Origin of the sequence: Streptomyces sp. YIM 130001, assembly GCF_003574445.1 — a bacterium.
In the GTDB taxonomy this organism is placed as follows: Bacteria; Actinomycetota; Actinomycetes; order Streptomycetales; family Streptomycetaceae; genus Streptomyces.
The window spans coordinates 51,988-76,450 of the sequence record NZ_KZ984556.1 but is presented as its reverse complement, the minus strand read 5'-3'; the positions used below and the strand labels follow the sequence as shown (position 1 = coordinate 76,450).

Annotated in this window: 22 protein-coding genes; 10 read left to right on the top strand and 12 right to left on the bottom strand. The window is 71.7% G+C overall.

Annotated elements, in window-relative coordinates:
- Window positions 1-12: 12 nt before the first annotated feature.
- Window positions 13-966 carry a carbohydrate ABC transporter permease gene (locus tag DSC45_RS17590; protein ID WP_119291994.1) on the bottom strand — a complete coding sequence of 318 codons (954 nt, stop codon included), beginning with the start codon at window positions 964-966 and terminating at the stop codon, window positions 13-15.
- Window positions 967-998: 32 nt separating this feature from the next.
- A complete protein-coding gene (locus DSC45_RS17585) occupies window positions 999-2,303 on the bottom strand; it encodes an ABC transporter substrate-binding protein (RefSeq protein WP_162929260.1) in 1,305 nt (434 codons plus the stop codon).
- A gap of 211 nt (window positions 2,304-2,514) precedes the next feature.
- Between DSC45_RS17585 and DSC45_RS17580 the strand changes: the two genes are divergently transcribed.
- Window positions 2,515-2,841: a hypothetical protein gene (locus DSC45_RS17580; RefSeq protein ID WP_162929259.1), complete on the top strand. Its 327-nt coding sequence runs from the start codon at window positions 2,515-2,517 to the stop codon at window positions 2,839-2,841.
- A gap of 58 nt (window positions 2,842-2,899) precedes the next feature.
- Here DSC45_RS17580 and DSC45_RS17575 read toward each other — a convergent pair whose 3' ends face one another.
- Together DSC45_RS17575 and DSC45_RS17570 are read right to left on the bottom strand one after the other, a co-directional pair.
- Window positions 2,900-3,655: a DeoR/GlpR family DNA-binding transcription regulator gene (locus DSC45_RS17575; protein WP_162929257.1), complete on the bottom strand. Its 756-nt coding sequence runs from the start codon at window positions 3,653-3,655 to the stop codon at window positions 2,900-2,902.
- Window positions 3,656-3,762: 107 nt separating this feature from the next.
- Entirely contained in the window at window positions 3,763-4,416 is a 654-nt protein-coding gene (locus tag DSC45_RS17570; RefSeq protein ID WP_119291987.1) for a Rossmann-fold NAD(P)-binding domain-containing protein, read from the bottom strand.
- A gap of 270 nt (window positions 4,417-4,686) precedes the next feature.
- Here DSC45_RS17570 and DSC45_RS17565 point away from each other — a divergent pair, with 270 nt between their 5' ends.
- Window positions 4,687-5,667 carry a hypothetical protein gene (locus DSC45_RS17565; RefSeq protein WP_162929256.1) on the top strand — a complete coding sequence of 327 codons (981 nt, stop codon included), beginning with the start codon at window positions 4,687-4,689 and terminating at the stop codon, window positions 5,665-5,667.
- 146 nt (window positions 5,668-5,813) lie between these two features.
- Here the strand turns inward: DSC45_RS17565 and ilvD are convergent, their stop codons facing one another.
- The 5 genes from ilvD to DSC45_RS17540 form a co-directional block, all read right to left on the bottom strand.
- Window positions 5,814-7,460: a dihydroxy-acid dehydratase gene (gene ilvD / locus DSC45_RS17560; RefSeq protein ID WP_119291984.1), complete on the bottom strand. Its 1,647-nt coding sequence runs from the start codon at window positions 7,458-7,460 to the stop codon at window positions 5,814-5,816.
- A gap of 80 nt (window positions 7,461-7,540) precedes the next feature.
- Window positions 7,541-8,389 carry a fumarylacetoacetate hydrolase family protein gene (locus tag DSC45_RS17555; RefSeq protein ID WP_119291983.1) on the bottom strand — a complete coding sequence of 283 codons (849 nt, stop codon included), beginning with the start codon at window positions 8,387-8,389 and terminating at the stop codon, window positions 7,541-7,543.
- 33 nt (window positions 8,390-8,422) lie between these two features.
- Window positions 8,423-9,784 carry a family 4 glycosyl hydrolase gene (locus DSC45_RS17550; RefSeq protein ID WP_119291982.1) on the bottom strand — a complete coding sequence of 454 codons (1,362 nt, stop codon included), beginning with the start codon at window positions 9,782-9,784 and terminating at the stop codon, window positions 8,423-8,425.
- A 122-nt stretch (window positions 9,785-9,906) separates the two neighbouring features.
- Entirely contained in the window at window positions 9,907-10,944 is a 1,038-nt protein-coding gene (locus DSC45_RS17545; RefSeq protein WP_240434693.1) for an N-acetylglucosamine kinase, read from the bottom strand.
- A gap of 54 nt (window positions 10,945-10,998) precedes the next feature.
- On the bottom strand, window positions 10,999-12,153 hold the full coding sequence (locus DSC45_RS17540; protein WP_240434692.1) for an SIS domain-containing protein: 1,155 nt from the start codon (window positions 12,151-12,153) through the stop codon (window positions 10,999-11,001).
- Between the two features lie 301 nt (window positions 12,154-12,454).
- Here DSC45_RS17540 and DSC45_RS17535 point away from each other — a divergent pair, with 301 nt between their 5' ends.
- Window positions 12,455-13,309, top strand: coding sequence for a GntR family transcriptional regulator (locus DSC45_RS17535; RefSeq protein ID WP_119291980.1), 855 nt, complete (start codon window positions 12,455-12,457; stop codon window positions 13,307-13,309).
- Window positions 13,310-13,336: 27 nt separating this feature from the next.
- On the opposite strand, the gene DSC45_RS17530 is transcribed toward DSC45_RS17535, so the two are convergent.
- A complete protein-coding gene (locus DSC45_RS17530; protein WP_205571363.1) occupies window positions 13,337-13,990 on the bottom strand; it encodes an N-acetylmuramoyl-L-alanine amidase in 654 nt (217 codons plus the stop codon).
- Window positions 13,991-14,091: 101 nt separating this feature from the next.
- On the opposite strand from DSC45_RS17530, the gene mnmA reads away from it, so the two are divergent.
- Window positions 14,092-15,219, top strand: a complete 1,128-nt coding sequence (gene mnmA, locus DSC45_RS17525) for a tRNA 2-thiouridine(34) synthase MnmA (RefSeq protein ID WP_119291978.1) — start codon at window positions 14,092-14,094, stop codon at window positions 15,217-15,219.
- A 95-nt stretch (window positions 15,220-15,314) separates the two neighbouring features.
- On the opposite strand, the gene DSC45_RS17520 is transcribed toward mnmA, so the two are convergent.
- Entirely contained in the window at window positions 15,315-16,106 is a 792-nt protein-coding gene (locus tag DSC45_RS17520) for an alpha/beta fold hydrolase (RefSeq protein ID WP_119291977.1), read from the bottom strand.
- A 101-nt stretch (window positions 16,107-16,207) separates the two neighbouring features.
- Entirely contained in the window at window positions 16,208-16,555 is a 348-nt protein-coding gene (locus DSC45_RS17515; protein WP_119291976.1) for a DUF427 domain-containing protein, read from the bottom strand.
- A gap of 154 nt (window positions 16,556-16,709) precedes the next feature.
- Between DSC45_RS17515 and DSC45_RS17510 the strand changes: the two genes are divergently transcribed.
- From DSC45_RS17510 to gatC, 6 genes are all read left to right on the top strand, one after another.
- Window positions 16,710-17,249 carry an LOG family protein gene (locus tag DSC45_RS17510; RefSeq protein WP_119291975.1) on the top strand — a complete coding sequence of 180 codons (540 nt, stop codon included), beginning with the start codon at window positions 16,710-16,712 and terminating at the stop codon, window positions 17,247-17,249.
- Window positions 17,250-17,282: 33 nt separating this feature from the next.
- Entirely contained in the window at window positions 17,283-17,990 is a 708-nt protein-coding gene (locus DSC45_RS17505; RefSeq protein WP_119291973.1) for an SDR family oxidoreductase, read from the top strand.
- Entirely contained in the window at window positions 17,987-18,973 is a 987-nt protein-coding gene (locus tag DSC45_RS17500) for a methionine synthase (protein ID WP_276145464.1), read from the top strand. Before DSC45_RS17505 ends, DSC45_RS17500 begins: the two co-directional genes overlap by 4 nt.
- 17 nt (window positions 18,974-18,990) lie before the next feature.
- Complete coding sequence (gene ligA / locus DSC45_RS17495; RefSeq protein WP_119291971.1) at window positions 18,991-21,180, top strand: NAD-dependent DNA ligase LigA; 2,190 nt, start codon at window positions 18,991-18,993, stop codon at window positions 21,178-21,180.
- Between the two features lie 264 nt (window positions 21,181-21,444).
- Entirely contained in the window at window positions 21,445-23,703 is a 2,259-nt protein-coding gene (locus DSC45_RS17490) for a putative bifunctional diguanylate cyclase/phosphodiesterase (RefSeq protein ID WP_205571362.1), read from the top strand.
- A gap of 461 nt (window positions 23,704-24,164) precedes the next feature.
- Window positions 24,165-24,461: an Asp-tRNA(Asn)/Glu-tRNA(Gln) amidotransferase subunit GatC gene (gene gatC / locus DSC45_RS17485; protein ID WP_119291969.1), complete on the top strand. Its 297-nt coding sequence runs from the start codon at window positions 24,165-24,167 to the stop codon at window positions 24,459-24,461.
- Window positions 24,462-24,463: the final 2 nt, after the last annotated feature.

Sequence of the window (24,463 nt, the reverse complement as noted above, 5' to 3'; positions counted from 1 at the left end):
CGGCGGTCGGGGTCAGCCGACCGTGTCCCGGTTGCGGCTGAAGCGCCACTGGAGTGCGGTGAAGGCCATGACGAGCAGGTAGAGCACGATGCCGATCGCCGCCGCGTAGCCCTGCTGGCGTCCTTCGAAGCCGTTGCGGTACGCGTACGTGATCATGACGTCGGTGGCGTGACCGGGGCCGCCCAGTGTCATGACGAAGACGGTGTCGAAGACCTGGAACGAGTAGATGACGTTCATGATCAGCAGGAAGAAGGTGGACGGCCCCAGCATCGGCACGGTGATGTTGCGCAGTTGCTGCCAGTAGCTCGCACCCTCGACCCGCGCGGCCTCGTACAACTCGGGTGAGATGCCCTGGAGTCCGGCCAGATAGATGACCATGTTGAAGCCGACCCGCATCCACAGGGTGATCAGGATGACCGACCCCATGGCGGCGGCGCCGTCGGTCTGCCACGGCAGACTGTCGATCCCCACCGCGCCGATCAGCTTGTTCAACAGGCCGATGTTCTCGTCGAACATCAGGGTGCCGATCAGCGCCGTGGCGACACCGGAGATGACCATCGGCAGGTACACGAGGGTGCGCCAGACCGGCCGGGCCGGCATCACCGAGTTGAACAGCAGCGCGAGGCCCAGGCCCATCGCCATCTCGATGGGCACCGTGGCCAGACAGAACACGGCGGTGTTCGCCACCGTCCGCCAGAAGACCGGATCGTCCAGGAGCTGGCGGTAGTTGGCGAGTCCGGCCCAGCTCGGCGAGGTGAGGCCGGTGCTGTACTGGAAGCTCAGGACCAGGGCCATGACCAGGGGCACCAGGAGGAAGACGGTGACCAGGCTCAGGTTGGGAGCGAGCATCGTCCAGGCGGAGAGGGACTCGCGCATCCGGGCGGCGGACCTGGGACGGCGCCGGCCGCGGGGAGAGGCGGGAGGCTCGGTCGGCGAGGTGCGGGCGGGGGTGGTGACGGTGGCCATGGCAGCTCCGTGGCGGAGGGAAGAGGCGGAGTTCACTGGGCGGCGATGGCCGCGCCGGTGGCGTCGGCGATCTTCTGGAGGGTCTCCTCGGCCGACTGACCGCTGACGAAGGCGGCCTCCAGCTCGTCCTGGAGCGCGGCGTTGATCCGGCCGAAGAAGGGCACCGCGACCTCGGCGGTCATGGCCGGAGTCAGGGTGGTGGCCTGGTCGGCGAAGACGGGCATGAGGTCGGGGCGTTCCACGTAGTCGAGGCGCTGCTCGAGGAGGTCGGGCCTGGTGGGCAGGACGACGGTCTTCTCGCAGTACCACCGCATCACCTCCTCGCTCACCAGGAACTTGAGGAAATCGGCGGCCAGTTCGGGGTTCTCGGTGGTGCGGGTGGCCACCACGGCATTGCCGCCGAGGTCGGTGGCGGCGATCCGGTCGCGGGGCTGGTACGTGACGCCGTACAGCTTCGGGTCCAGGCCGCCCGCGGCGATCTGCGGGAGCAGGAAGTCACCGGCGAACGCCATCGCCGTGGTACCGGCGTTGAAGAGGGAGTCCGGGAAGGACGAGGTCTTCACGGAGCTGTTGGGCGGGATCCAGCCCTGGCGGAAGAAGTCCTGGGTGAAGCGCATCGCCCGCAGCCCGGCGGCCGAATCGAGGGCCGGCGCGCTCAGGTCGGAATCGAGCAGATGACCGCCGGCCTCCCACAGCCAGGTCAGCCAGCGGAACGCGCCCGCCTGCTGCCACGGGTAGGTGAAGGGATAGACGTGATCGAGCTTCTTGCTCAGTCTTGCGCAGATCTCGCCGAACTCGCCCCAGGTCCAGGCGTCTTCGAGCCGGCCGGGCACCTCGGTGATGCCTGCGCGCTCGAACATGTCCTTGCGGTAGAGGACGGCGGTGGTGTCGGTGTGGTGCGGGACCGCGTACGGACGGCCGTCGTGGCACACCGCCTCCCACAGTGCCGGCAGGAAGTTCCCGCGCTCCGCCTTGCTGAAGTACGGGGACAGGTCGAGGAGTTGGTCGCTCGCGCTGTACATGCCGAGGTTGGCGTAGTCGCAGCGGAACAGGTCGGGGGCGCGGCCGCCGGCGAGCAGCGCGTCCATGTTGGTGTACATCTGCTGGTACGGCTCGACCTTGATGTGCACCCGGATGCCCCGGTTGCGACGTTCGTAGGTCCTGGCCAGTGACTGAAAAGCCGCGGTCTCCGCCTCGGTTCCCCAGAGGGCGAAGGTCAGTGTGTCCGGCCCCGCGCTTCCGGTGTTGGAGGGCGTGAATCCCGAGCGGCGCGCGACGGCGACGGCTCCGGCTCCGGCCACGGCGGTGCCGAGCAGCGCGCGCCTGGTGACTGACATGCCGTATTCCTCCAGATGCCATGGGCGGGTTCCGGCCTCGTCGGTGGCCGACGATGAGTGCTTTCTATCCCCCTCACCAAGACCAGTCAATAACAAGCAAGTCATGCTTTCTTTTGCTCATTTCCCCTTGACGCTCTCCAGGGGGCGGCCTACGGTCTGACCGTCCGACGCTCCAGGAGAGCTCCGACGGCCCACAGGAATGAGGTGCGACATGCCCGTCATCCAGGTCTGTGCGGTGAGCGGGGGTCCCGAGCGCGACGCGGCGCGGCTGGCCGCTCTGTGCCGGGCGACGGCGGGGGAGCTGGGTCTGCCCGACTCGGGCGTGATCGCCGTGCTCACGCCGGTGACCGCCACCGCCAGCGGGGAGTCGGCGCTCCCGTCCTGGCCTCTCGCGGTCGTGCACGGCTCGCCCCGGCCCGCGGCGGCGATGGATGCCGCGCTGCGTCAGGCCGGACGGGTGCTGGCCGAGGAGTGGGACGTTCCGGCCGGTGATGTCTGGGTGGAGTGGAGCGCGGGGCGCATCGGCCACCAGCCCTGACCGCGCACGCCGGGAGCGGGCCGCCGCAGGAGCCGGTCGGGTGCGTGGGCCCGGTGGCTCAGACCCGTACGACGTCCACGGCGGCCTTGACGAGCGCGGCCACCTCGGCCTCGGGCGCCGAGCTGTCGGTGATCACCCGGTGGAGCCGGCCGGCCGGGGCGACCCGTACCGGTCCGGAGCGGCCGAACTTCGAACCGTCCACCAGGACCGTCACGCGCTGCACCTTCGACAGCAGCCACCGGTCCGTCTCGGCCTCGTCGACGTGTGCGCCGCTGATGCCGCCCGAGTTGATGCCGTAGGCGCCCACGAACGCCTCGTCGATATGCAGCTCCTCGAGCGCCTGCCGCGTCAGATGCCCGAGCAGGGACATCTCCCGGTGCCGGAGATAGCCGCCGAGCACCACGGTCGTGACCGACTCGTGGTGCGCGAGCTCCCCGGCCAGGTGAAGTGAGTTGGTGACCACCGTCAGGTCCGGGATCGAGTCGAGGAGCGGGGCGAGGGCGGCTGTCGTGGTGCCGCCGGTGATCAGCACCGTCGTGCCCGGACGCAGGTGGCGGACCGCCTCCTGAGCGAGCTGCCGCTTCTCCCACGAGGCCACACCGGTGCGTGCCGGGCGGTCGGGCTCCTCGGTGGCCTGCTGGGCGACCGCCCCGCCGTGCGTCCGGTTCAACAGCCCCTGCTCCTGCAGGTGGGACAGGTCGCGGCGGATGGTGGAAGGGCTGACTCCGAGCCGTTCGGCCAGTGACCCCACGTGCGCGACACCGACCGCGTCCACCATCTGCAGCAGCTTGTTGCGGCGTTCGGCGCCCAGCATGCGTCCCCTCGCTCCTCGTTGACCGGCAGCCCGCCCGTCTCCGGGGAAACTGTACGCGGGGCCGGTCACGGCCTCCCCGGCCTGTGTGCACCGGGACGCGGCGGGCATCAGCGCGGGCGCGAGAGCCACGGGCGTACCTGTCCCAGTACGGCGTCGTGCGCCTCATGCGCGTCCTGGACCCGCAGTGCGGCGTCGGAGATCTCCTCCGGGGTGTGCCATCGGCGGTCCGCGGTCTCCGGTCGCCACCCGAGGACGAGCAGCCGGCATCCGGGCGTCGGCCGGGCGTCGAGTGGCAGTCGCGCGGTGCTCCAGGGCGAGTCCGCGGGTTCGCCGTCGGCCGGAGCGGCGTGGGCGCTGGTCAGTACGAGCGTCACCGGGCCGTGCGGTACGGCGCGGCACAGAGCCCGCACCGTGTGCGGCGAGGCGAGGGGGCAGTACAGGAGCGCGCCGGTGAACGGGTTCTCCCGGGCGGCGTCCGCCAGGGCCGCCGCGAGCCCCGGAGCCTCGTAGTCGCGGGGGAGCGGTCGGGCACGGCCGCCGGTGAGGCCTTCCAAGTCCCGTAGCGCGGCGTGGTTCCTGGCCAGCGCGGTGACCGTGTCGCCGCGGGCCGTGGCCCGGTGGACGGCCGGCAGGAGGGTGCCCGTCGCTCCGGCGATCAGCAGGTGGCCGCGGGGGCGCGGCGGCGCCGGCGTTGTCGCCGCGCCGGGCTCGGGTCGGGGCGCGACGGCTCCGTCGGGGTCCGGCAGGTCGGGGTCCGGCATGGAGTCTGCTCCGTCGTGGTCCGGGGTGACGCGTGGGTGCGGCCGTCCGTCCGCAGGTGGCCGGGGGTGGCCGGGTGACCGAGGACGGTGGCATGCCCAGTCTTGGCCGCGCGGGCCAGCTTTCGCAAGCTCGATCTGCGCGAAGTTGCTCACTTGTGGGCGTTGACGCGCATTCCTGGTCGTGCGAGGGTGCCAACGTGGCGCCGGCAGCTGGCCGGCCAGGCGCCCGCGCCACCGGATCCCAGCAGGCCGGCCGCGACGAGGACACTCATGTCAGCTGCCTCTTTGCCCCTCCTCACCAGCGCAGGCCCGCCTCCCGTGCGCGGCGGCCTCGGGCTGTCCCAGGGCCGCTACGGGGAGCGCGGCAACCTGGAACTCGTCCTCTGCGACGAGGACGACGGTCTGTGGGTGCTGTGGCACAACACCGATCCCGAGCACACCCGAACACCACCGGGCTCGCCGCCGCCGGGGGAGTGGAGCGGAGGGCTGCACTTCGCCGGGGGCCACCGCTACGACGACGTGCGCGTCCTGCAGAGCCGCAACGGCCCCGACCACCTCGAGGTACTGGCCCACTCCGGCGGCACCGCGAAGCGCCTGCGCTGGAGCCCGGATGCCGCCTTCACCGCCGAGGAGCCGCCGCCCGGGAGCCCTGCCCTCGGACTCAGTCTCGCCGAGACCACCGACGGCGCGCTGTGGACCGTCCTGTCACCGGCGCCCGGCGACCGGCCCCGGCTCCACCAGGCCGATCCGGCGGCCTATCCCCGTCTGACCTGGACGGCGGGCGACACCTGCGCCCCCGCGGCCGCGGACGGCCGGGACGTGCGTGAGGTGCTGCTCGTGGCCGGCCCCGGTGCGTTGCGGCCCTGCGTCCTGGAGGTGTCACCGAAGGGCAGCAGGTGGACCGATCCCGCCGGCCGGGCCTCGGCCCTGCCGGGCGCGGTGCGGGCCGCCGCGGTGCATGCCGCCCACGGCTTCCTCGCCTTCCTGTCCGACGGGGAAGCGGGGCTGCTCGCGGTGCGTCCCGGCGAGTACCGGCCCCGGACGCTGCCGTTGCCGGGCTCGGGCCCGGTCACCGCGCTGGCGGCCACTCCCGTCCGGCACGACCCCCGCCGCACCGACCTCGTGATCCGTCGAGGCGGCGCGCTGTGGCATCTCACCGACCGCGGACCGGGTACGGACCTGGTGTCCCGCCGCGTGATCAGCAGGCTCCGCAGCAGCGCCGACGGCTCCGCCCCGGTGCACCGCCGCTGACTCCGGCCCGGCTCCGACGCATGCGGGTCGCTTTCCGGGCACCCGCGGGTCACGGCCGACGCCCGTGTGCGGCAGGTGAGTTGGACACTGCAGCGCACGGGCGCCGGTCGGGGGCCGGTCGTCCGCGGAGCGGACCGTAGGGCACGTCAGACGGTGACCGCTCCGTCCGAGGCCGAACCCACCGTTGCGACGTACTTGCTGAACACGCCCCGCTCGGCGACCCGTTCGGGCCGGCTCCAGGCGCGGCGCCTGCGCTCCAGCTCCTCGTCGTCGACCAGCAGGTCGAGCGTCTCGGCAGCCGAGTCGACGACCACGGTGTCGCCGTCCCGCACCAGTGCGATCGGTCCGCCCCGGTAGGCCTCGGGAGCGACGTGACCGATCACCAGACCGTGCGAGACACCACTGAAGCGCCCGTCGGTGACGAGCGCGACCGAGTCGCCGAGACCCTGGCCCACCAGAGCGCCCGTGATGGAGAGCATCTCGCGCATACCGGGGCCTCCGGCCGGGCCCTCGTACCGGACGATCACCACGTCACCGGCCTGCACCCGCCCTGCCTGGATGGCCTCGAAGCACTCCTCCTCGGAGTCGTGGACGCGCGCCGGACCCTCGCGCCGGAAGTCGGCGCGGCCGCCGAGCTTCAGCACGCAGCCGTCGGGCGCGAGCGAGCCGTGCAGCACGGCGAGCGCACCCGCCGGCTTCACGGGCTCGGCGACGCTCGCCACCACGTCCTGACCCGGCGCCGGCTCGGCCCCTGCGGCGATGTCGGCGTAGGTGCGGCCGTCCACGAGGGTCACGTCCTCGCGCAGCAGTCCGGCGTCGCGCAGGCGGGAAGCCACCAGCGAGGTGCCGCCCGCGCGCCAGAGGTCGACCGCGGTGTGCGGGCCCGACGGCTTGAGGCCGGTGACGATGGGGACCTGGCGGCAGATCGCGCCGATCTCGTCGATGGCCAGATCGAGACCCGCCTCGCGGGCGATCGCGAGCAGGTGGAGCACCGCGTTCGTGGAGCCGCCCATCGCGGCGACCGAGACGATGGCGTTGTGCAGCGCGTCCGCCGTCAGGATCTGCGACGGGCGTACGTCACGGGCGAACACGTCGAGGGCGACCTCGCCCACGAGCTCGGCCGCCGCCTGCTTCTCGCGCGCGACCGCCGGGATGTCCCCGGCACCGAAGGGCGCCAGGCCCAGGAAGTCGGCGACCGCGCCCATGGTGTTGGCGGTGTACTGGGCCGCGCAGGTCCCGGCTCCCGGACACGCGTTCCGGGCCAGGTCGTCCACGTCGTCCTGACCGAGCCGGCCGACCGCGCGCTCGCCGAGGGCCTCCCACATGTCCTGGATGGTGACGTCGCGGTCGCGCCAGCGGCCCGGCATCATGCTGCCGCTGTAGAGCAGGACGGCGGGGATGTCCAGGCGGGCCATCGCCATCATGGCCGCGGGCACCGTCTTGTCGCAGCCGACGATGCAGACGAGGGCGTCGAACCTGTGCGCACGGCCCATCAATTCGATGGAGTCCGCGATCACCTCCCGGCTGACCAGCGACGCCCGCATGCCCGGCGTGCCCATCGTGAGGTTGTCGGAGACGGCGACCGTGTTGAACTCCATGGGCGTGCCGCCCGCCCTGCGTACACCGGTGGCGACCTGTCCGGCGAGTTCGCGGTGGGTGAGATTGCAGGGCATCGTGCCCGTCCACGTGGACGCGATGCCCACCGTGGGCCTGCGCATGTCGTCGTCGGTCAGGCCCATGGCGTACAGGTGCGAGCGGGCCGGTGCGCGGTCGGGGTCGTCGGCGATGTTCATCGCGGTCCTCCTGCTGTTGGCGGGGTGCGGCGCGGACCGTGCCGTGCCGGATCGAAGAGGGGCGGACGGGAACGGCGGGATCAGCCGGTGACGCGCACCGTGTTGCGCAGCCGGCCTACGTGCTCCACCTCGACCTCCACGACGTCGCCGTCCGTCAGCCACAGCTGCGGGCTCCGGCCCATGCCGACGCCGTGCGGGGTTCCGGTGGCGATGACGTCACCCGGGTGGAGCGTCATGTACCGGGAGAGGTACGCGATGGTCTCGGCCACCGGGAAGATCATTTCCGCGGTGGAACTGTCCTGGACGGTGGCCCCGTTGACCTGGGCGGAGATCGCCAGGGCCTGCGGGTCGGGAACGGCGTCGGCGCTGACGATCCACGGCCCCAGCGGACAGAAGCCGTCGAAGTTCTTGCCGCGGAACCACTGCCCGTCCGCGAACTGCGCATCGCGAGCGGACACGTCGTTGGCCACGGTGTAGCCGAAGACGTGCTCCATGGCACGGTCCGTGTCCACGTCACGGGCGGTGCGCCCAATGACGACGGCGAGCTCCGCCTCCCAGTCGAGCTGCTCACTGGCCCCGCGCGGCACCCGGATATCGGCTGTCGGGCCGGTGAGGCAGTGGGCGGTCTTGACGAACGTGAGCGGGGCCTCGGGCGTCTCGAGCCCGGTCTCGCGGATGTGGTCGGCGTAGTTGAGGCCGATGCAGACGATCTTCTGCGGGGCGGCGAGCGGGCTCAGCACCTCGACGTCCGCCGACGGGACAACGGGCAGGGAGGTGGACGGTACGGCGTGCGCGGTGCCGTCGGCGATCAGGTCGCGGACGGCGTCGGCCATGTGGCGGTCGTCCTCCGCGGCGAGGAGGCGGACGGTCCCGTCCTCGACGCGGGCGGCGAACACCCGGCCCTGGTGACGGATGCGGCCGATCTTCATAGGAGCTCCAAGGAACGGATGCGGGGCGGCAGTTCAGGCGAACCGCGGGAGGAAGGCCCGCTGGGCGTCGAGCAGTGCGTCGGTGAGAGCGAGGGCCGCGTCCGGGTCGGTGACCGCGCCGTCCGCGATCATCGCCTCGACCGCCAGACCCCGGTCACCCGTCATGGCGGCCTCCGTCGCCAGTTCGACGGAGGTCAGCCGACGGGCCAGGATCGAGGTGAGCGGCGCCGACAGGTCCGGGACGGACACAGGCCGCAGGCCGCGCGCGGTGGCCACGGCCGGGATCTCGAGGGCCGCCTCGTCGGGCAGGCCCGGCACGGAGCCGCGATTGGGCACGTTCACGGAGAACATCTGGCGGCGGTCGAAGGTGATCGACCGGATGATCGCGATGAGCTGTTCCTGCTCGCCGGTCGAGTTCTCGAAGGCGGAGGCGTCGAGCGGCGCACTGTCCTCGGCCTGCGCGCGCATGCCCTGGTAGCGGTCCTCGCCCCACTGCAGGATCTCGGGTACGGAGAACGCGTCGACGCCGAGCTTCTTGCCGTAGTAGTCGCCGCCGGCCCAGCGCTCGGGGAAGAACTCCAGTACGTGCCGGTCGTTGGCAGCCGGGTAGGCGCCGTAGCGACGGAAGATCTCCCAGGAGAACGGGTTGTGCCAGGCCTTGCCGTTCTCCCAGATGGCGCCGATGTCCGACGGCTCGGGGGGCTCCGCCAGTTCCCGTTCCATCCGGGCGCGCACCACGGGCCAGGCGTCCTTGCCGTTGTGCCGGAAGTCGTAGATGAAGGTCAGGTGGTTGATCCCGGCGTACAGCGTCGATGTCTCCTCGAACGGCAGCCCAGCGAACGCCGCCAACTCCCGCTGTACGTGGTGCATTCCGTGACAGAGGCCGACCGGCTCGGCGCCCGCGTGGCGCGTCATCGCCTGCACGTTGGCCGTCATCGGGTTGCTGTAGTTGAAGAAGAAGGCGTCGGGTGCCAGATCGGCGACGTCGCGGGCGACGTCCACCATCACCGGGACGGTGCGCAGCAGACGGGAGATGCCGCCGGGCATCACCGAGTCGCCGACCGGCTGGTAGACGCCGTGCTCCCGGCAGATGTCGTGGTCCCGCTGCCACGCGGGACGCCCGCCCACGCCGACACAGGTCACCACGTAGTCGGCGCCGGGGAGTTCGGTGCGCCGGTCGGTCGAGGTCCGGACGGTGATCCGGTTCCCCGCCGTGCGCGCCTCGACCATCTTCGCGGCCAGCCGCGCGGCCACGCTCAACGCCTCCGCGTCGACGTCGACCAGGCGGATCTCCCAGGACCCGAGGTCGTCCGCGGTGATCAGATCGGCCAGCAGACCGCGGGTGAAGACGGCGCTGCCCGCGCCGATCAGGACGAGCACGCGGGTGTCGGACATCAGGGGTTCCTTTCGGCGGGTCCCCGCAGCGGTCGCGGAGGCGGTTGCGTGGGCGGCTCGGCAAGACCGGTGGCGGCGGGCCGAGTTCGGGTGCCGGTACGGCACCGTGCGGCGGACACGACCTAGCTCTGGCGGGAGCCGAGAGCCAGGCGCGCGGTACGCGTGAGGGGTGTCCCCGCCAACGAGGCCGCGTGCAGGGCGGCGCCGATCACCGGCTCGTACAGCGGCGGTCTCACGTCGAAGTACGCGTCGCTGCGGCGCAGTTCGGCCTGGAAGGCGTCAACTACCCGACGTGCGCCGAAGACCCCGCCCGAGTACGAGACGGGGACCTGCTCCGTGGCGGGGAAGCCGAGCCGTCTGCGGGTGGTGTCGGCAAGCAGCGCGAGCTCCTGGCCGGCCCGGAGGAGGATGGCCTGCGCGGCCGTGTCGCCCAGCTCCGCGGCCTCGTCGACCGGGCGGCTCAGGGCGGCGACACCGTCGCGGCCGAGGCCGCCGTACAGCACCCGGCCCACGACGTCGAGGTCGGTGCCGAGGCCGAGCCGGCGGCGCAGGATCTCGGCCAGCGGTCCGGGATTGAGCCGCCCGTCGCTCATGCGCGTGAACGCGTTGAGCCCTTGCACCGCGATCCAGTAGGCCGATCCCTCGTCCCCGAACAGCTCGCCCCAGCCCCCCGAGCGGGCCGGGACGCCGGCCCGCTCGCCGTAGGCGATGGAGCCGGTGCCGCTGACGACGTTGATCCCCGCGGTCAGGCCCAGTGAGCCCGCCCAGGCACAGACCATGTCGTTGCCGACGGCGTACCGGTCGTGGCCGAGGAGCGTGCCGGGCACGGCGTCGAGAGCAGCGGTCAGAGCCGGCGACTCCCCGTGCGCGGGCAGGCCGAAGAACGCGTGGGCGACGTCCGCACCGGTGATGCCGGCGTCCGCGCACACCCGCGCGACCCCGTCGGAGAGCACCGGGAGCGTGCCGTACGAACCGTCGGCGCCCGCCTCGTTTGCCGGAGAGATGCCGGGGCCGGTGGCCTCGGCGCGTACTTCTCCGGAGGCGTCGATCAGACAGAAGGCCGTCTTGGTGCCGCCGCCGTCCACGCCGAGGAACATCACGTGCGGGGCGGCGGGTCGGTGATCGGGTGTGGTGGGCACGGCGTCCGATGCGTCAGCCATGGTGTCCCGTCCGTTCTGGGTCGTTTCCGGTCTCGGGCCGGTCGGCGGCGGCTGTCAGCGGGCCGGCAGGGGATACACGGTGACTCCCTGCACCACGCGGTTGACCTCGCCGTCCGGGAAGGGGTTGTCGGGGCGGATGCCGCGGTGGAGCGATGCGCGCAGGGCGATGCGCTGGGCGCACACCACGGCCGGCAGGGCGAGCGCGACGTCATCGGTGTCGTCCAACCCCGGGAGCAGCCAGGTGAGTTCGGCGGGCAGCCCGTCCGGGCGCCCCGCCACGGCCACCACGCGACCGGGGGGCAGTGCGGACTGCATCTCCTCGAGGATGTCCAGGTCGTACTGGCGGGTGTAGGGGTCGTTGGAGACGTAGACGACGACCGACGTGCGGTCGGTGAGGAAGGCCTTGGGGCCGTGCCGGAAGCCGAGCGAGGAGTCGGCCCAGGACACCACCGCGCCTCCGGTCAGCTCGAGGAGCTTGAGGGCCGACTCCCCGGCCAGCGCCTTGAGGGAGCCGCTGCCCAGGTACACGACCCGTTCCGGCACGCCGGCCGCGAAGTCGTCGACCCGGGCGCCGAGTTCACCCTCGACCACGGCCCGCGCCGCGTCGGCCAGCGGGAGCACACTGCCCGCGGGCCGCTGCCCGAAGGCGAGCAGGACGGCGAGAAGCATGCAGGTGAGGCTGGACGTCATGGCGAATCCGGCGTCCTCCGCCTCGGCCGGCATGAGCAGGACGTGGGAGTCGGAACGGTCCCGGTGCAGGCGCGCCAGATCCCCGTCGGCGTTGCAGGTGACGATCAGGTGGGCGCAACTGCCGAGCAGGTCCGTGGCGTTCGCGGCGGCCGCCGTGCTCTCCGGGCTGTTGCCGGACCGTGCGAAGGACACCAGCAGGGTCGGCAGATCGTCCGCGAAGCTGCCCAGCGGGTCGGCGACGATGTCGGTGGTGGCGATCGCGTCCACCCGCCGCCCGGTGTGTGCCGCGAGTGCTGTGCGCAGGATCTCCCCGGCGTAGGCGGAGGTTCCGGCGCCCGTCAGGACGATACGCAGGCGGGGTTCGGCGAGCAGCGGCTCGAGGAAGGAGCCGAGCTCCGGGCGGGCCTCCGCGACGATCCGGTCGACCCGGCTCCACGCCTCGGGCTGCTGGGCGATCTCCCGCGAGGTGTGCTCCGCACCGGGGACGCTCACGAGGGCTGGGCTGAGTGGGGCGGTCACGCGGACTCCTTGATCAGGGGGTGCGGGTGCGGTCGTGGACGGGCGGGGCATCGCGGACCCGGCCGATGCGGATCGTCGTCTCCACAACGAGCGGGTGGGCGGAGCGGGCTGCGGTGGTGCCGGCCGATGTTCCGGAACTCTGGTCTCATACCAGTTGACCCCCTGGGCCGGCCATCTTCGCTCCGCTTCTGTGCTGATAAATAGGTGTGTGCGGTGCCCGGTTCGAGTCCCCGTGGCCTGTGCCGGACCATACTGGTACTAATTCTGGCCGTCAATGAACCCCATCTGGTACGTTACTGGTATGCCTTCTGAGTCGCCGCTTCCGCGCGGCCTTCTCGATCCCGACGCGCTCCCGCTGTACGCCCGGATCGCCGCGCGCCTGATGGACGACATCACCGCCGGTGGCGCCCGCGCCGGAGACCGGCTCCCCTCCGAGCGCGTCCTGGCCTCCCGCTACGCCGTCTCACGCGTCACGATGCGCTCGGCTCTCGCGGAACTCGCCGACCGCGGAGTCATCGAATCGTCGCCGGCTCGCGGATGGTTCCTGGCGAGTACGAGTACGAGTACGAGTACGAGTACGAGTACGAGTACGCGTACGGGTGCAGGCGCGAGTGCAGGCGACGCGGAAGCGGTGATCGGCCCCGAGGGCGTGAACTCGTCGGCCCCGAGCGGCCGTTCCGTGCAGGGATTCGCCGACTACGCACTGCGTCACGGCCTGGCCGCCCGCAGTCGCGTACTGGATTCGGCGGTGCGCGCGGCGACCGTCCAGGAGGCCGAGGAGCTCCGTGTCGCGCCGGGCGCGGACCTCTTCGAGATGCGGCGACTGCGCTATCTCGACGATCTGGTCGTGGTCGTCGAGCACAACAGGCTGCCCCTCTCGCTGTGCCCACGGCTCGCCGAGACCGATTTCACGACGGCCTCGCTGTACGCCACCCTGCGCACGGCGACCCCTGGACAGTTCCCGCGCGTCGCCGACTACTCGGTCGAGGCCCGGCAGCCGAACGCCGAGGAGCGGGAACTCCTGGAGATCGCCGACGTCACCCCTGTCCTGGTGGCCACGCAGCTGGCGTACAACCAGGACGCGCGCCCCCTGGAGCTCACCGTCGCCATCTACCGCGGCGACCGGTACCGCTTCCGGGCCTCCATCACCGACTGACGGTGACGCTGCCGGCCCTCCCCGTCCTCAGGCCTTCTGCTTCTCCGCCGCCGCCCGGACCAGCTTCATGTAGCGGTCCCAGTCCCAGTGGCGGCCCGGGTCGGTGTGGGTGGCGCGGGGCACCTCGTCGTGGCCGATGATGTGCTTGCGGTCCACCGGTATCTCGTAGCGCGCGCAGATGTCCGCGGCGAGGCGGGCCGACGACTCGTACATGACCTTGGTGAACGACGACGGCCTGTCGACGAAGCCCTCGTGCTCGATGCCGATGCTGCGTTCGTTGTACTCCCGGTTTCCCGCGTGGTAGGCGACGTCCAACTCGCGGGCCATCTGCGTGACATGGCCGTCCTTCGCGCGGATCACGTAGTGCGCGGCGGCCGCGTGCATCGGGTCCCGGAACACCCGTACGGCCGTGTCGAAACTGCCTTCCGTGACGTGCACGACGATGCGGTCGATCCGGTAGTCGTCGGGGCGGTCCGCGTACCGGAGGTTGGAGCGGGAGGCCGCGATCCACTCGGCGCCCGGCTGGTCCACCTCACCGTCCGTGCGCTGCCTGTCGACGCCGGGGACCTGCCACCAGAGCCGGGACAGCTCCTCCCGGTACGCCAGCGCCGCCGTGCCGACGACGACCGTCGCACCGCCTGCGATCAGCAGCTTCCGACGGCTGATGCCCTCTTCGGCCATGGACCTGCCACCTCTCCCCGTGCCCTGCGACGCCCGGCGGGCCCACAGACACCGAAAACGCTCGAAGGGCAGTGGATGGTTCCGACTACTCTGGAGAAGTTATGACTGCTGATGCCACGCCCCCGCGCCGCCTCCGTGTACTCGCCGCCATGTCCGGAGGGGTCGACTCCGCCGTCGCGGCCGCCCGTGCCGCCGAAGCCGGCCACGACGTGACCGGAGTGCACCTCGCGCTCTCCGCGAACCCGCAGTCCTTCAGGACCGGCGCCCGCGGCTGCTGCACCGTGGAGGACTCCCGCGACGCCCGCCGGGCGGCCGACGTCATCGGCATCCCGTTCTACGTGTGGGATCTCGCCGAGCGTTTCCGCGAGGACGTGGTGGAGGACTTCGTCGCCGAGTACGAGGCCGGACGCACGCCCAACCCCTGCCTGCGGTGCAACGAGAAGATCAAGTTCGCCGCCCTCCTGGACAAGGCCCTCGCCCTCGGCTTCGACGCCGTGTGCACCGGGCACTACGCGCGCGTGGCCCTCGACGCCGACGGCAGCAGGGAGCTGCACCGCGCCTCCGACATGGCCAAGGACCAGAGCTACGTCCTCGGCGTGCTGGACGAGCGCCAGCTCGCCCACGCGCTGTTCCCGCTCGGCGACACCGTCACCACCAAGGACGAGATCCGCGCGGAAGCCGAACGCCGCGGCCTCGCCGTCGCCAAGAAGCCCGACAGCCACGACATCTGCTTCATCGCCGACGGCGACACCCAGGGCTTCCTCACGTCCCGCCTCGGCCGCGCCGAGGGCGACATCGTCGACGAGGCGGGCGACCGGCTCGGCACTCACGAGGGCGCGTACGGTTTCACCATCGGCCAGCGCAAGGGCCTGCGCATCGGCACCCCGGCGCCGGACGGCAAGCCCCGCTACGTCCTGGACATCTCGCCGGTGGACAACACCGTGACGGTCGGCCCGCTCGAGGCCCTCGACGTCACCGCGCTGACCGCGGTCAAGCCGCGCTGGTGCGGTACGGCACCTTCCGGCCCCGCCGCCTACACCGCACAGCTGAGGGCGCACGGCGACGAGACGCCGGTGACGGCCGAGTTCGTCGACGACGAGCTGCGGGTCAGCTTCACGGAGCCGGTGCGGGGCGTGGCACCCGGCCAGGCGGTCGTCCTCTACGACGGCACCCGCGTCGTCGGCTCCGCGACGATCGCCGCGACGAGCCGGACGGCTGCTGCCGCGTAGCCGCTCAGCCGGGGGTGACCGGCCACCGGACAGAAAATGGCCCTCCCACGCGGGAGGGCCATTTCGCGTGACCGCCCGCACCCCTCCCGCGAGGGTCAGGTCGCCGCGTAGAACTCCGCGAGGACCGGGACAAGCACTTCGGGCGAGACCACATGCGTCTGGCCCGCGAGCAGCCGGTGCTCGCCGAACGGCGCCGACTCGGCCACCAGGCGTGCCGCCGGGACCATCCAGCCGAAGGTGTCACCGCCCGTGACGACGAGCAGCGGCACCTCGATGCGCGAGAGCCGGTCGACCGGCACCAGGCTGTCGCCGAGCACCGCGAAGTCGTAGCCGATGCTGGGTGCCAGTGCCACCCAGCTCGCCCAGGCCTCGGTGCCGCGCATCTCGTCGATGACCTCGGGCGGGACCCCCGTGCCCGACACGAACTGCGCGACCGTGTCGTCGTGCCGGCCGGCCGCGATCAGGGCGTGCACCCGTGCGGAGTGCGCGAGACGGCTCGGGGTGTCGTCCTCGTCGGTGGTCAGCGGTGGTTCGTAACCGGCCACCCTGGTGATCGGCAGACCGCTGGCGGCCGCCTCGAAGGCGAGTGCGGCACCCGAGGACGTGCCGTACACGAAGGCGGAACCGCCCGCCGCCTCGATCACCGCCGCCAGATCCTCGACCTCCCTGGCCACCGCGTACGGGCCGGTGTCGCCGCTGGCGCCGCGGCCCCGCCGGTCGTACGTGACGGCCGTGAACCCGTGGGAGGCGAGCCGAGCGGCGATCGCCGACTCGTCGGCCGCCGTGCACAGAGCGCCGCTGACGATCACCACGGCCGGTCCGTGCCCCGTGCGCGCGCAGGCGATGGGGGTGCCGTCGAGCGAGTCCACCCGGGAGATGTCTTCCATGCTGTGGCAGACCCCGCCGCCCCCGAGAACTCATCGGTGCGCGCCAAACTCGCCCCTGAACAGGCCTCTTGCGAAAGGGGGTTGGAGTGAGCCCGGGGACGTCAGGAGGCCGCGGGTTCCTCGGGGCCCTCGGCATCCACGGCGAGGAAGCACACGTGATCCCGGATCTCCGCCACTTCCTGAACGGGGTCCGGGTAGTACCAGGCCAGGTCGGGGGAGTCCGGCAGCGACCAGTAGGACGCGGTGCCCTTGTAGGGGCACCACGTGTGCGTGTCGGACGGTGCGAGCAGATCCGTGCGGACGTCCTCGGGCGGGAGGTAGTAGCGCACCGGGTACCCGGTCTCGTGCAGCAGCAGCGGTCGTGAGCTGTCGGCGAGCACGCGCGCGTCACGGGTCACGGTGACGCGGCGGGTGCCCCTTTCGACGGTGATGCGGTGTTCCTCGGTCACGTGTCTGTCCTCCTCGGGAGCCGCGGTCGCGTCGGCGACCGCCCACCTCTACAGCGCCCCGGAGGCGACGGTTCTTCCTCGCCCCCGGACCGGATCCGGCCGCTTTCCGCACCGGCCCCACGGACCCGTACCGGAGCGTCGTAGCGTTGCCCCCATGAACATCTGCGTCTTCCTCTCCGCCGCCGACCTCGACGACCGCTACACCGCTCCCGCCAGGGAGTTCGCCGAGCTTCTCGGCAGGGGCGGCCACACCCTGGTGTGGGGAGGGTCCGACGTGGGCCTGATGAAGGTCGTCGCGGACGGTGTGCAGGAGGCGGGCGGACGCCTCGTGGGCGTCTCCGTCGAGTTCCTCGGCGCCAAGGCCCGGCAGGACGCCGACGAGATGGTGGTCACCCGCGACCTCGCGGAGCGCAAGGCCGTACTCCTGGACAAGGCCGACGCCGTCGTCATCATGGTCGGCGGTACGGGCACTCTGGACGAGGCGACCGAGATCCTGGAGCTCAAGAAGCACGGCCACCACACCAAGCCCGTGGTGCTGCTCAACGCGGCCGGCTTCTACGACGGCCTCAAGGAGCAGTTCCAGCGGATGGACGCCGAGGGCTTCCTGCCGCTCCCGCTGACCGACCTGGTGTTCTTCGCCGAGGAGCCGGTGGCCGCCCTCGCGTACCTGGAGGAGTCCGCCGGCCTGCAGTGACGGGTGCGTGCGGGACCGCTGCCTGATGGGACGATGGTGCGCATGGCTACACATGTGATCACCGGCGCGGGTTCCGGTATCGGCGCGGCGGTCGCCCGCCGTCTGCACGCGCGCGGAGACGAGCTCGTACTGCTCGCACGGGACGCCGGCCGTGCCAAGGAACTGGCTGCCGCGCTGCCCGGCGCCCGCACCCTGGTCGGCGACCTGGCCGAACCGGAGCGCCTCTCCTGGGCGTTCTCCCACCAGCCGATGCCCGAGCGGGTCGACAGCCTGCTGCACATCGCCGGCATCGTCGACCTCGGCGCCGTGGGTGATCTGACCCCGAAGGTCTGGCGCGCCCAACTGGACGTCAACCTCGTCGCTCCGGCCGAGCTCACCCGGCACCTGCTGCCCCAACTCCGGCTCTCCCAGGGCCAGGTGATCTTCGTCAACTCGGGCGCCGGACTCGCCGCGCACGCCGACTGGTCCGCGTACGCCGCCTCCAAGCACGGCCTGAAGGCCCTCGCGGACGCGCTGCGCGAGGAGGAGCAGGGAGCCGGCGTCCGGGTCACCTCGGTCTACCCCGGCCGCACCGCGAGCCCCATGCAGGCCAAGGTGCACCAGCAGGAGGGCAAGGAGTACGACGCCGCCGCCTGGATCGACCCGGAGTCGGTGGCGACGACGGTCCTCAGCGCCCTCGACCTGCCGCGCGACGCCGCCGTCCACGACCTGACGGTGCGGCCCGGACGGCGTGCCCGGTGACCCTCGGACCCGCGACCGGCATCGGCTCGATGCCCGGCACCGACGCCCGCGAGGCGGCCAAGACCGTCACCGGCTCCTTCGAGGCCTTCCCGCACCTGCCCGAACTGCCCGCGCGCGGCCCGGGCGCCGACATGATCGGGCGCACCATCGGCCTGCTCGTCGAGATGTACGCGCACGTGGAGCCCAGCGGCTGGCGCATCAGCGACCGCCCCGGCCGCGACACACGGCGTGCCCGCTCGTACCTCGGCGAGGACCTGGACGCCCTGGAGGAGTTCACCCAGGGCTACCGGGGGCCGCTCAAGGTGCAGGCCGTCGGCCCCTGGACGCTCGCCGCGGCGCTCGAACTCCGCGGCGGCGAGGCGGTACTCGGCGACCCGGGAGCCTGCCGCGACCTCACCGCCTCGCTCGCCGAAGGTTTGCGCGACCACCTCGCCGAAGTCGCCCGCAGAGTGCCGGGCGCCGACGTGGTCCTGCAGCTCGACGAGCCGTCTTTGACCGCGGTGCTGCGCGGTCAGGTGAGGACGGCCAGCGGTTACCGGACGCATCGCACGGTGGACCGGCAGGTCGCCGAGGACGGGCTGCGCGAGGTGCTCGCCGTGCACGACGGGGCGTCGGTGGTCCATTCCTGCGCCCCCGATGTGCCGTTCGCCCTGCTGCGTCGGGCCGGTGTATCCGGAGTGTCCTTCGATGCCGCACTGCTCACCGAGCGTGACGAGGACACGGTCGGGGAGGCCGTCGAGGCGGGCACCGTGCTGTTCGCCGGCGTCGTGCCGTCGCTGGACGCCCCATTGTCAGACCCGGCCAGTAACGTCAGTGGTGTCAGGACGCTGTGGCGCAGGCTGGGGCTGGCTCCGGACTCCCTCGCGGAGTCGGTCGTCGTCACGCCGTCGTGCGGACTCGCGGGAGCCTCTCCCGGGTACGCCCGCGCGGCACTTGCCCAGTGCGTCCGGGCGGCGAGATCGCTCGCGGACAACCCTGAGTAACGGGAGGACGTAAAGACGTGGCCGGCGACAAGGACGCACAGCAATCATCGGTGCCCGCGCAGGTACGGGAGCAGCACGCGGAGCTCGCCGAGCAGATCGAGGAGCACCGCTTCCGGTACTACGTGAAGGACCAACCCGTCGTCAGCGACGGCGAGTTCGACCGGCTGCTGCGTTCCCTCGAGGCGCTCGAGGAGCAGTACGGCGAGCTCAGGACCCCCGATTCGCCCACCCAGAAGGTCGCGGGCGCCTACGCGACGGAGTTCACCTCCGTCGAGCACCGCGAGCGCATGCTCTCCCTGGACAACGCCTTCGACGACGAGGAACTCGCCTCCTGGGCCGACCGCGTGGCCAAGGACGTCGGCACCGGCGACCACCACTTCCTCTGCGAACTGAAGATCGACGGCCTCGCGGTCAATCTGACGTACGAGCACGGCCGGCTGACTCGCGGAGCCACCCGCGGCGACGGCCGCACGGGCGAGGACATCACGCCCAACGTCCGCACCATCGTGGACATCCCGGAGCGCCTCAAGGGCGAGCGCATCCCCGATCTGGTCGAGATCAGGGGCGAGGTCTTCTTCCCGATGGAGGCCTTCGAGGAGCTGAACGCCGGCCTGGTGGAGTCCGGCGACAAGCCCTTCGCCAACCCGCGTAACGCGGCGGCGGGTTCACTGCGCCAGAAGGACCCGCGCGTCACTGCCACCCGGCCGCTGCACATGGTCGTGCACGGCATCGGCGCCCGCGAGGGCTTCGACATCGACTGCCTCTCGCACGCCTACGACCTGCTGCGCGAGTGGGGCCTGCCCACCGCCAAGCACAACCGCGTGGTGGACGACCTCGCGGGCGTCAGGGACTTCATCACGTACTTCGGCGAGAACCGGCACTCGGTGGAGCACGAGATCGACGGCGTCGTCGTCAAGCTCGACGAGATCCCGCTGCAGGGCCGGCTCGGCAGCACCTCGCGGGCCCCGCGCTGGGCGATCGCCTGGAAGTACCCGCCCGAAGAGGTCAACACCAAGCTGGTCGACATCAAGGTCGGCGTCGGCCGCACCGGCCGCGTCACGCCGTACGCCCAGGTCGAGCCGGTGACCGTGGCCGGATCCGAGGTCGAGTTCGCCACCCTGCACAACCAGGACGTGGTCAAGGCCAAGGGCGTGTTCATCGGTGACACGGTGGTGCTCCGCAAGGCGGGCGACGTCATCCCGGAGATCCTCGGACCCGTCGCGGACCTGCGGGACGGCAGCGAGCGGGAGTTCGTGATGCCGGCCGAGTGCCCCGAGTGCGGTACCGCGCTGCGGCCGATGAAGGAGGGGGACATCGACCTGCGCTGCCCCAACTCCCGCTCCTGCCCAGCCCAGTTGCGCGAGCGCCTCTATTACCTGGCCGGCCGCAAGTGCCTCGACATCGAGAACTTCGGCTATGTAGCCGCCACCGCCCTGACCCAGCCGCTCGAGCCCGCCGAGCCGCCGCTGCGCGACGAGGGCGACCTCTTCGACCTCACGGTCGAGCAGCTCCTGCCCATCAAGTCGTACGTACTCGACCAGGACACCGGCCTGCCGAAGCGGGATCCGAAGACCGGCGAGGACAAGGTCGTCACCTTCTTCGCCAACCAGAAGGGCGAGGCCAAGACCAACACCCTCGCCATGCTGGAGAACATCGCGGCGGCCAAGGAAAGGCCCCTCGCACGCGTGCTCACCGGCCTGTCGATCCGCCATGTCGGTCCGGTCGCCGCCGAGGCGCTCGCCCGCGAGTTCCGCTCCCTGGAGCGGATCGAGCAGGCCGAGGAGGCCGAACTCGCGGCCGTCGAGGGTGTCGGGCCGACGATCGCGGCCTCCCTCAAGCAGTGGTTCGAGGAGGACTGGCACCGCGAGATCCTGCGCAAGTGGCGGGCCGCGGGCGTGCGGACGGAGGAGGAAGGCGCGGCCGACGAGGGGCCGCGGCCCCTCGCCGGGCTGACCGTCGTCGTGACAGGGACGCTTGTCGGCCATACCCGGGACGGCGCAAAGGAGGCACTGCAGACCCTCGGCGCCAAGGTCGCCGGATCCGTTTCGAAGAAGACCGGATTCGTCGTCGTCGGTGACAACCCGGGATCGAAGTACGACAAGGCCATGCAGCTCAAGGTGCCCGTACTCAACGAGGAGGGCTTCACCGTCCTGCTCGAACAGGGACCGGACGCGGCCCGTGAAGTGGCCCTGCCGGCCGAGGAGTAGCGGTTCAAGGCCACCCGTTCGGCGCATACCAGATGCATACGGGTGGCCGGGTCGCATTCGGGCAACCGTGGTGGACCGCTGCCCGTGGAGGCCTTCTGCGGCCTACTGTTGAGGGGTGCGCCAGTTGTGCCTCGCGGGCCCGTTGTTCGACGGGTCCGGGTCCCGCTCCACCGGAGCGTGGTGGCGGGGTGGTCGTGGACTGCGCACGGGTGACTTCCGGCTCGGCCCACCAGGCAGGGGCGGCCGGCCGTGAGAGGGACGGGAATGGGACCGACCGAGAGCGCCGACACGGGAGTTCGGCTGCGCCGCGTCGTGCTGCGCGCCCTGCCCGGCGCCGTCGTGGCCGCGGCCAGCGCCCTGCTCGCCGTGGGCGTCGTCCGGGCGTTCATCGGGGAGCACGCGCTGTTCCCCGGTTCGACGGTGGGCTGGTCGCTGGCCGCGCTGACCGGCGTCATCGTCGGTCACCTGGTCGCTCTGGGACGCGGCCGATGGTGGGGCGGCACCGGATCCGGCGCGGCCCTCACCCTCGCGGTCCTGCTGCTCTACGGCTGGGCGACCGCGGCCATGGTCAGTCTCACCGTCGTCGTCCTGGTCGCAGCAGCCCGGCGTAATCGCTGGTGGCAGGGCATCCTGCACGGATCCGTCGACATCGTCGGCATCGGTACGGGCGCGCTCGTACTCGCCGCCTTCGGTCAGACCCCCTCCGTCGAGAACCCGTGGCCGCCGGCCGACTGGACGCTCTGGAGCGCTCCCGAGATCGCCCTGGTCGCCGCCGCCTACCTGGTGACCACCCGGCTCCTGCTCTGGTACGCGCACGCTCCGCACCCGGTCGGCCTGCCCACCGCGGCCCGTACCGCGCTCGTCCGGCAGGCTCTCGTCTGCGCCGCGCTGCTCGGTATCGCTCCGCTGATCTGCGTGGTCGCGGTCGCGCTTCCGGTGCTGCTCCCGCTCTTCGCCGTACCGCTCATCGCACTCGACTCCACGCTCTGGATCGCCCGGGTGCGGGCCGAGGAGCAACTGCGCGACCCGCTCACCGGACTGCCCAACCGTCAGTGGCTCCTGGAGCGCGCCTGGACGGCCCTGGACGACGCCGAGCAGGCCGGGGCGCGTTCCGCACTCGTCCTGATCGACCTCGACCGGTTCCGTTCGGTGAACGACACACTCGGTCATCTCGCCGGTGACCGGCTCCTGTTGCAGATCGCCGACCGGCTGCGCCGGGCGCTGCCGAAGGGCGCGGAGGCAGCGCGGCTCGGCGGCGACGAGTTCGCGGTGCTGCTGCCCGCCTGCGACTCGGCCACCAGTGCCAAGCGCCTGGCCCGCACCCTCGCCGCCGAGCTCAGCTCCCCGCTCGACCTGGACGGCCTGACCCTGGTCCTGGAGGCCAGCGCCGGTCTCGCCGTCTATCCGGACCACGCGCTCGACGTCGAGGGACTGCTGCGCCGGGCCGACGTCGCGATGTACCAGGCCAAGCGGGACCGCACCGGCGTCGAGGTCTACGAGTCGAAGCGCGACTCCAACACCCCCGACCGGCTCGGGCTCCTCGGCGACCTGCGCCGTGCCCTCGACGCCGGAGAGGTCGAACTGCACTACCAGCCCAAGGTCCGCTTCGACGGCCAGGTGGCCGGGCTCGAGGCGCTGGTGCGCTGGGTGCATCCGGAGCGCGGCAAGGTCCCGCCGGACGAGTTCATCGCCATCGCCGAGTCCTCCGGCCTGATGCCGCACCTGACCGAGTACGTCCTGGAGACGGCCCTCGCCCAGGTCGCGATCTGGCAGGCCAAGGGGCTGAACGTGCCGGTCGCGGTGAACGTCTCACCGCGTGACGTCCACAGCCCCGGCTTCGCGGGCGCGGTCGCCGCGCGGCTCGCCCGGCACGGCGTACCGGCGGGCGCGCTCCAGCTGGAGATCACCGAGCACGTCCTGCTCGAGGACCCGCAGCGCGCCGCGGACACCCTCGCCGCGCTCACCGGCCACGGCGTCAAGATGTCTCTCGACGACTTCGGTACGGGGTACTCCTCGCTCGTTCACCTGCGACGGCTGCCGGTCAGCGAGCTCAAGATCGACCGTTCGTTCGTCGCCCGCCTCGCGGTGGACAACGAGGACGCGGAGATCGTCCGTTGCACCGTCGACCTCGCACATTCCCTCGGACTCCTGGTCGTGGCCGAGGGCGTCGAGGACGACGAGACCTGGGAGCGGCTGCGGGATCTCGGCTGCGACGCGGTGCAGGGCTGGCTGGTCGCCGCCGCGATGCCGCCGGACGAGACGACCGCGTGGCTCAGGGCGCGCGGATCGCGCGGCTGGCAGCGCCCGGCAGAACTGCTCGCCGCGGCTGCGGCGGCGGCCGCTGCGGGAGTGGAATCCACCTCCACGGCCCCGGCCGACACGGAGGAGGCCCCCGAGGAGCCCTCCTCCCCACAGCCGGCACCCGCGGACGCGAACGCGAACGCCCCAGAGCCCCACACCACAGACCTCCACGACACAGGGCTCCGCCCCGGTCCCCGCTCCTCAATCGCCGGAGGGGCTTGAACCACCGGGGGCTCGAAGCGTCGGAGCGCTTGAACTGTCGGAGGGCTTGAACTCAGGCTTGAACTCCCCGGTCGCCTGAGCAACTCGATTTTCCCGAGCCTGAGCAACCCGATTTTCCCCGGCAGGGGCAGTTTGTGTTCCTGAGCGGGACCAGCTTGTTGTTCCCGAGTCGGGGCAGTTTGTGTTCCTGAGCGGGACCAGCTTGTTGTTCCCGAGTCGGAGCAACTTGTGTTCCTGAGCCGGACCAACTTGTTGTTCCCCAGGCCGCACACACCGACCCGTCCGGCAAAACAAAGCCCGTCCGGCGATTGAGGACAAGGCCGCCAGGCCGTGGCCTGGACAGATCCAAGACCGGAGCCCGGACATATCACCCCCCGGCCCGAGGGACATGGCACGGGCCCAAGCCCCATAGGATTGGGGCAACCGAAACAAGCCCAGAAGTCACCCCAGTGAGGATCCGCATGCCTGGCATCACGCGTGAGGAGGTCGCCCACCTCGCCCACCTCGCACGTCTGGAGCTGAAGGACGAGGAGCTCGACCACTTCGCGGGACAGCTCGACGACATCATCGGCGCCGTCGCCCGCGTATCCGAGGTCGCCGACCAAGACGTACCGCCCACGTCCCACCCGCTGCCGCTGACGAACGTCATGCGCCCGGACGAGGTGCGGCCGTCGCTCAGCCCCGAGCAGGCGCTCTCCGGCGCTCCCGCCCAGGAGCAGCAGAAGTTCAAGGTCCCGCAGATCCTGGGGGAGGACTGATC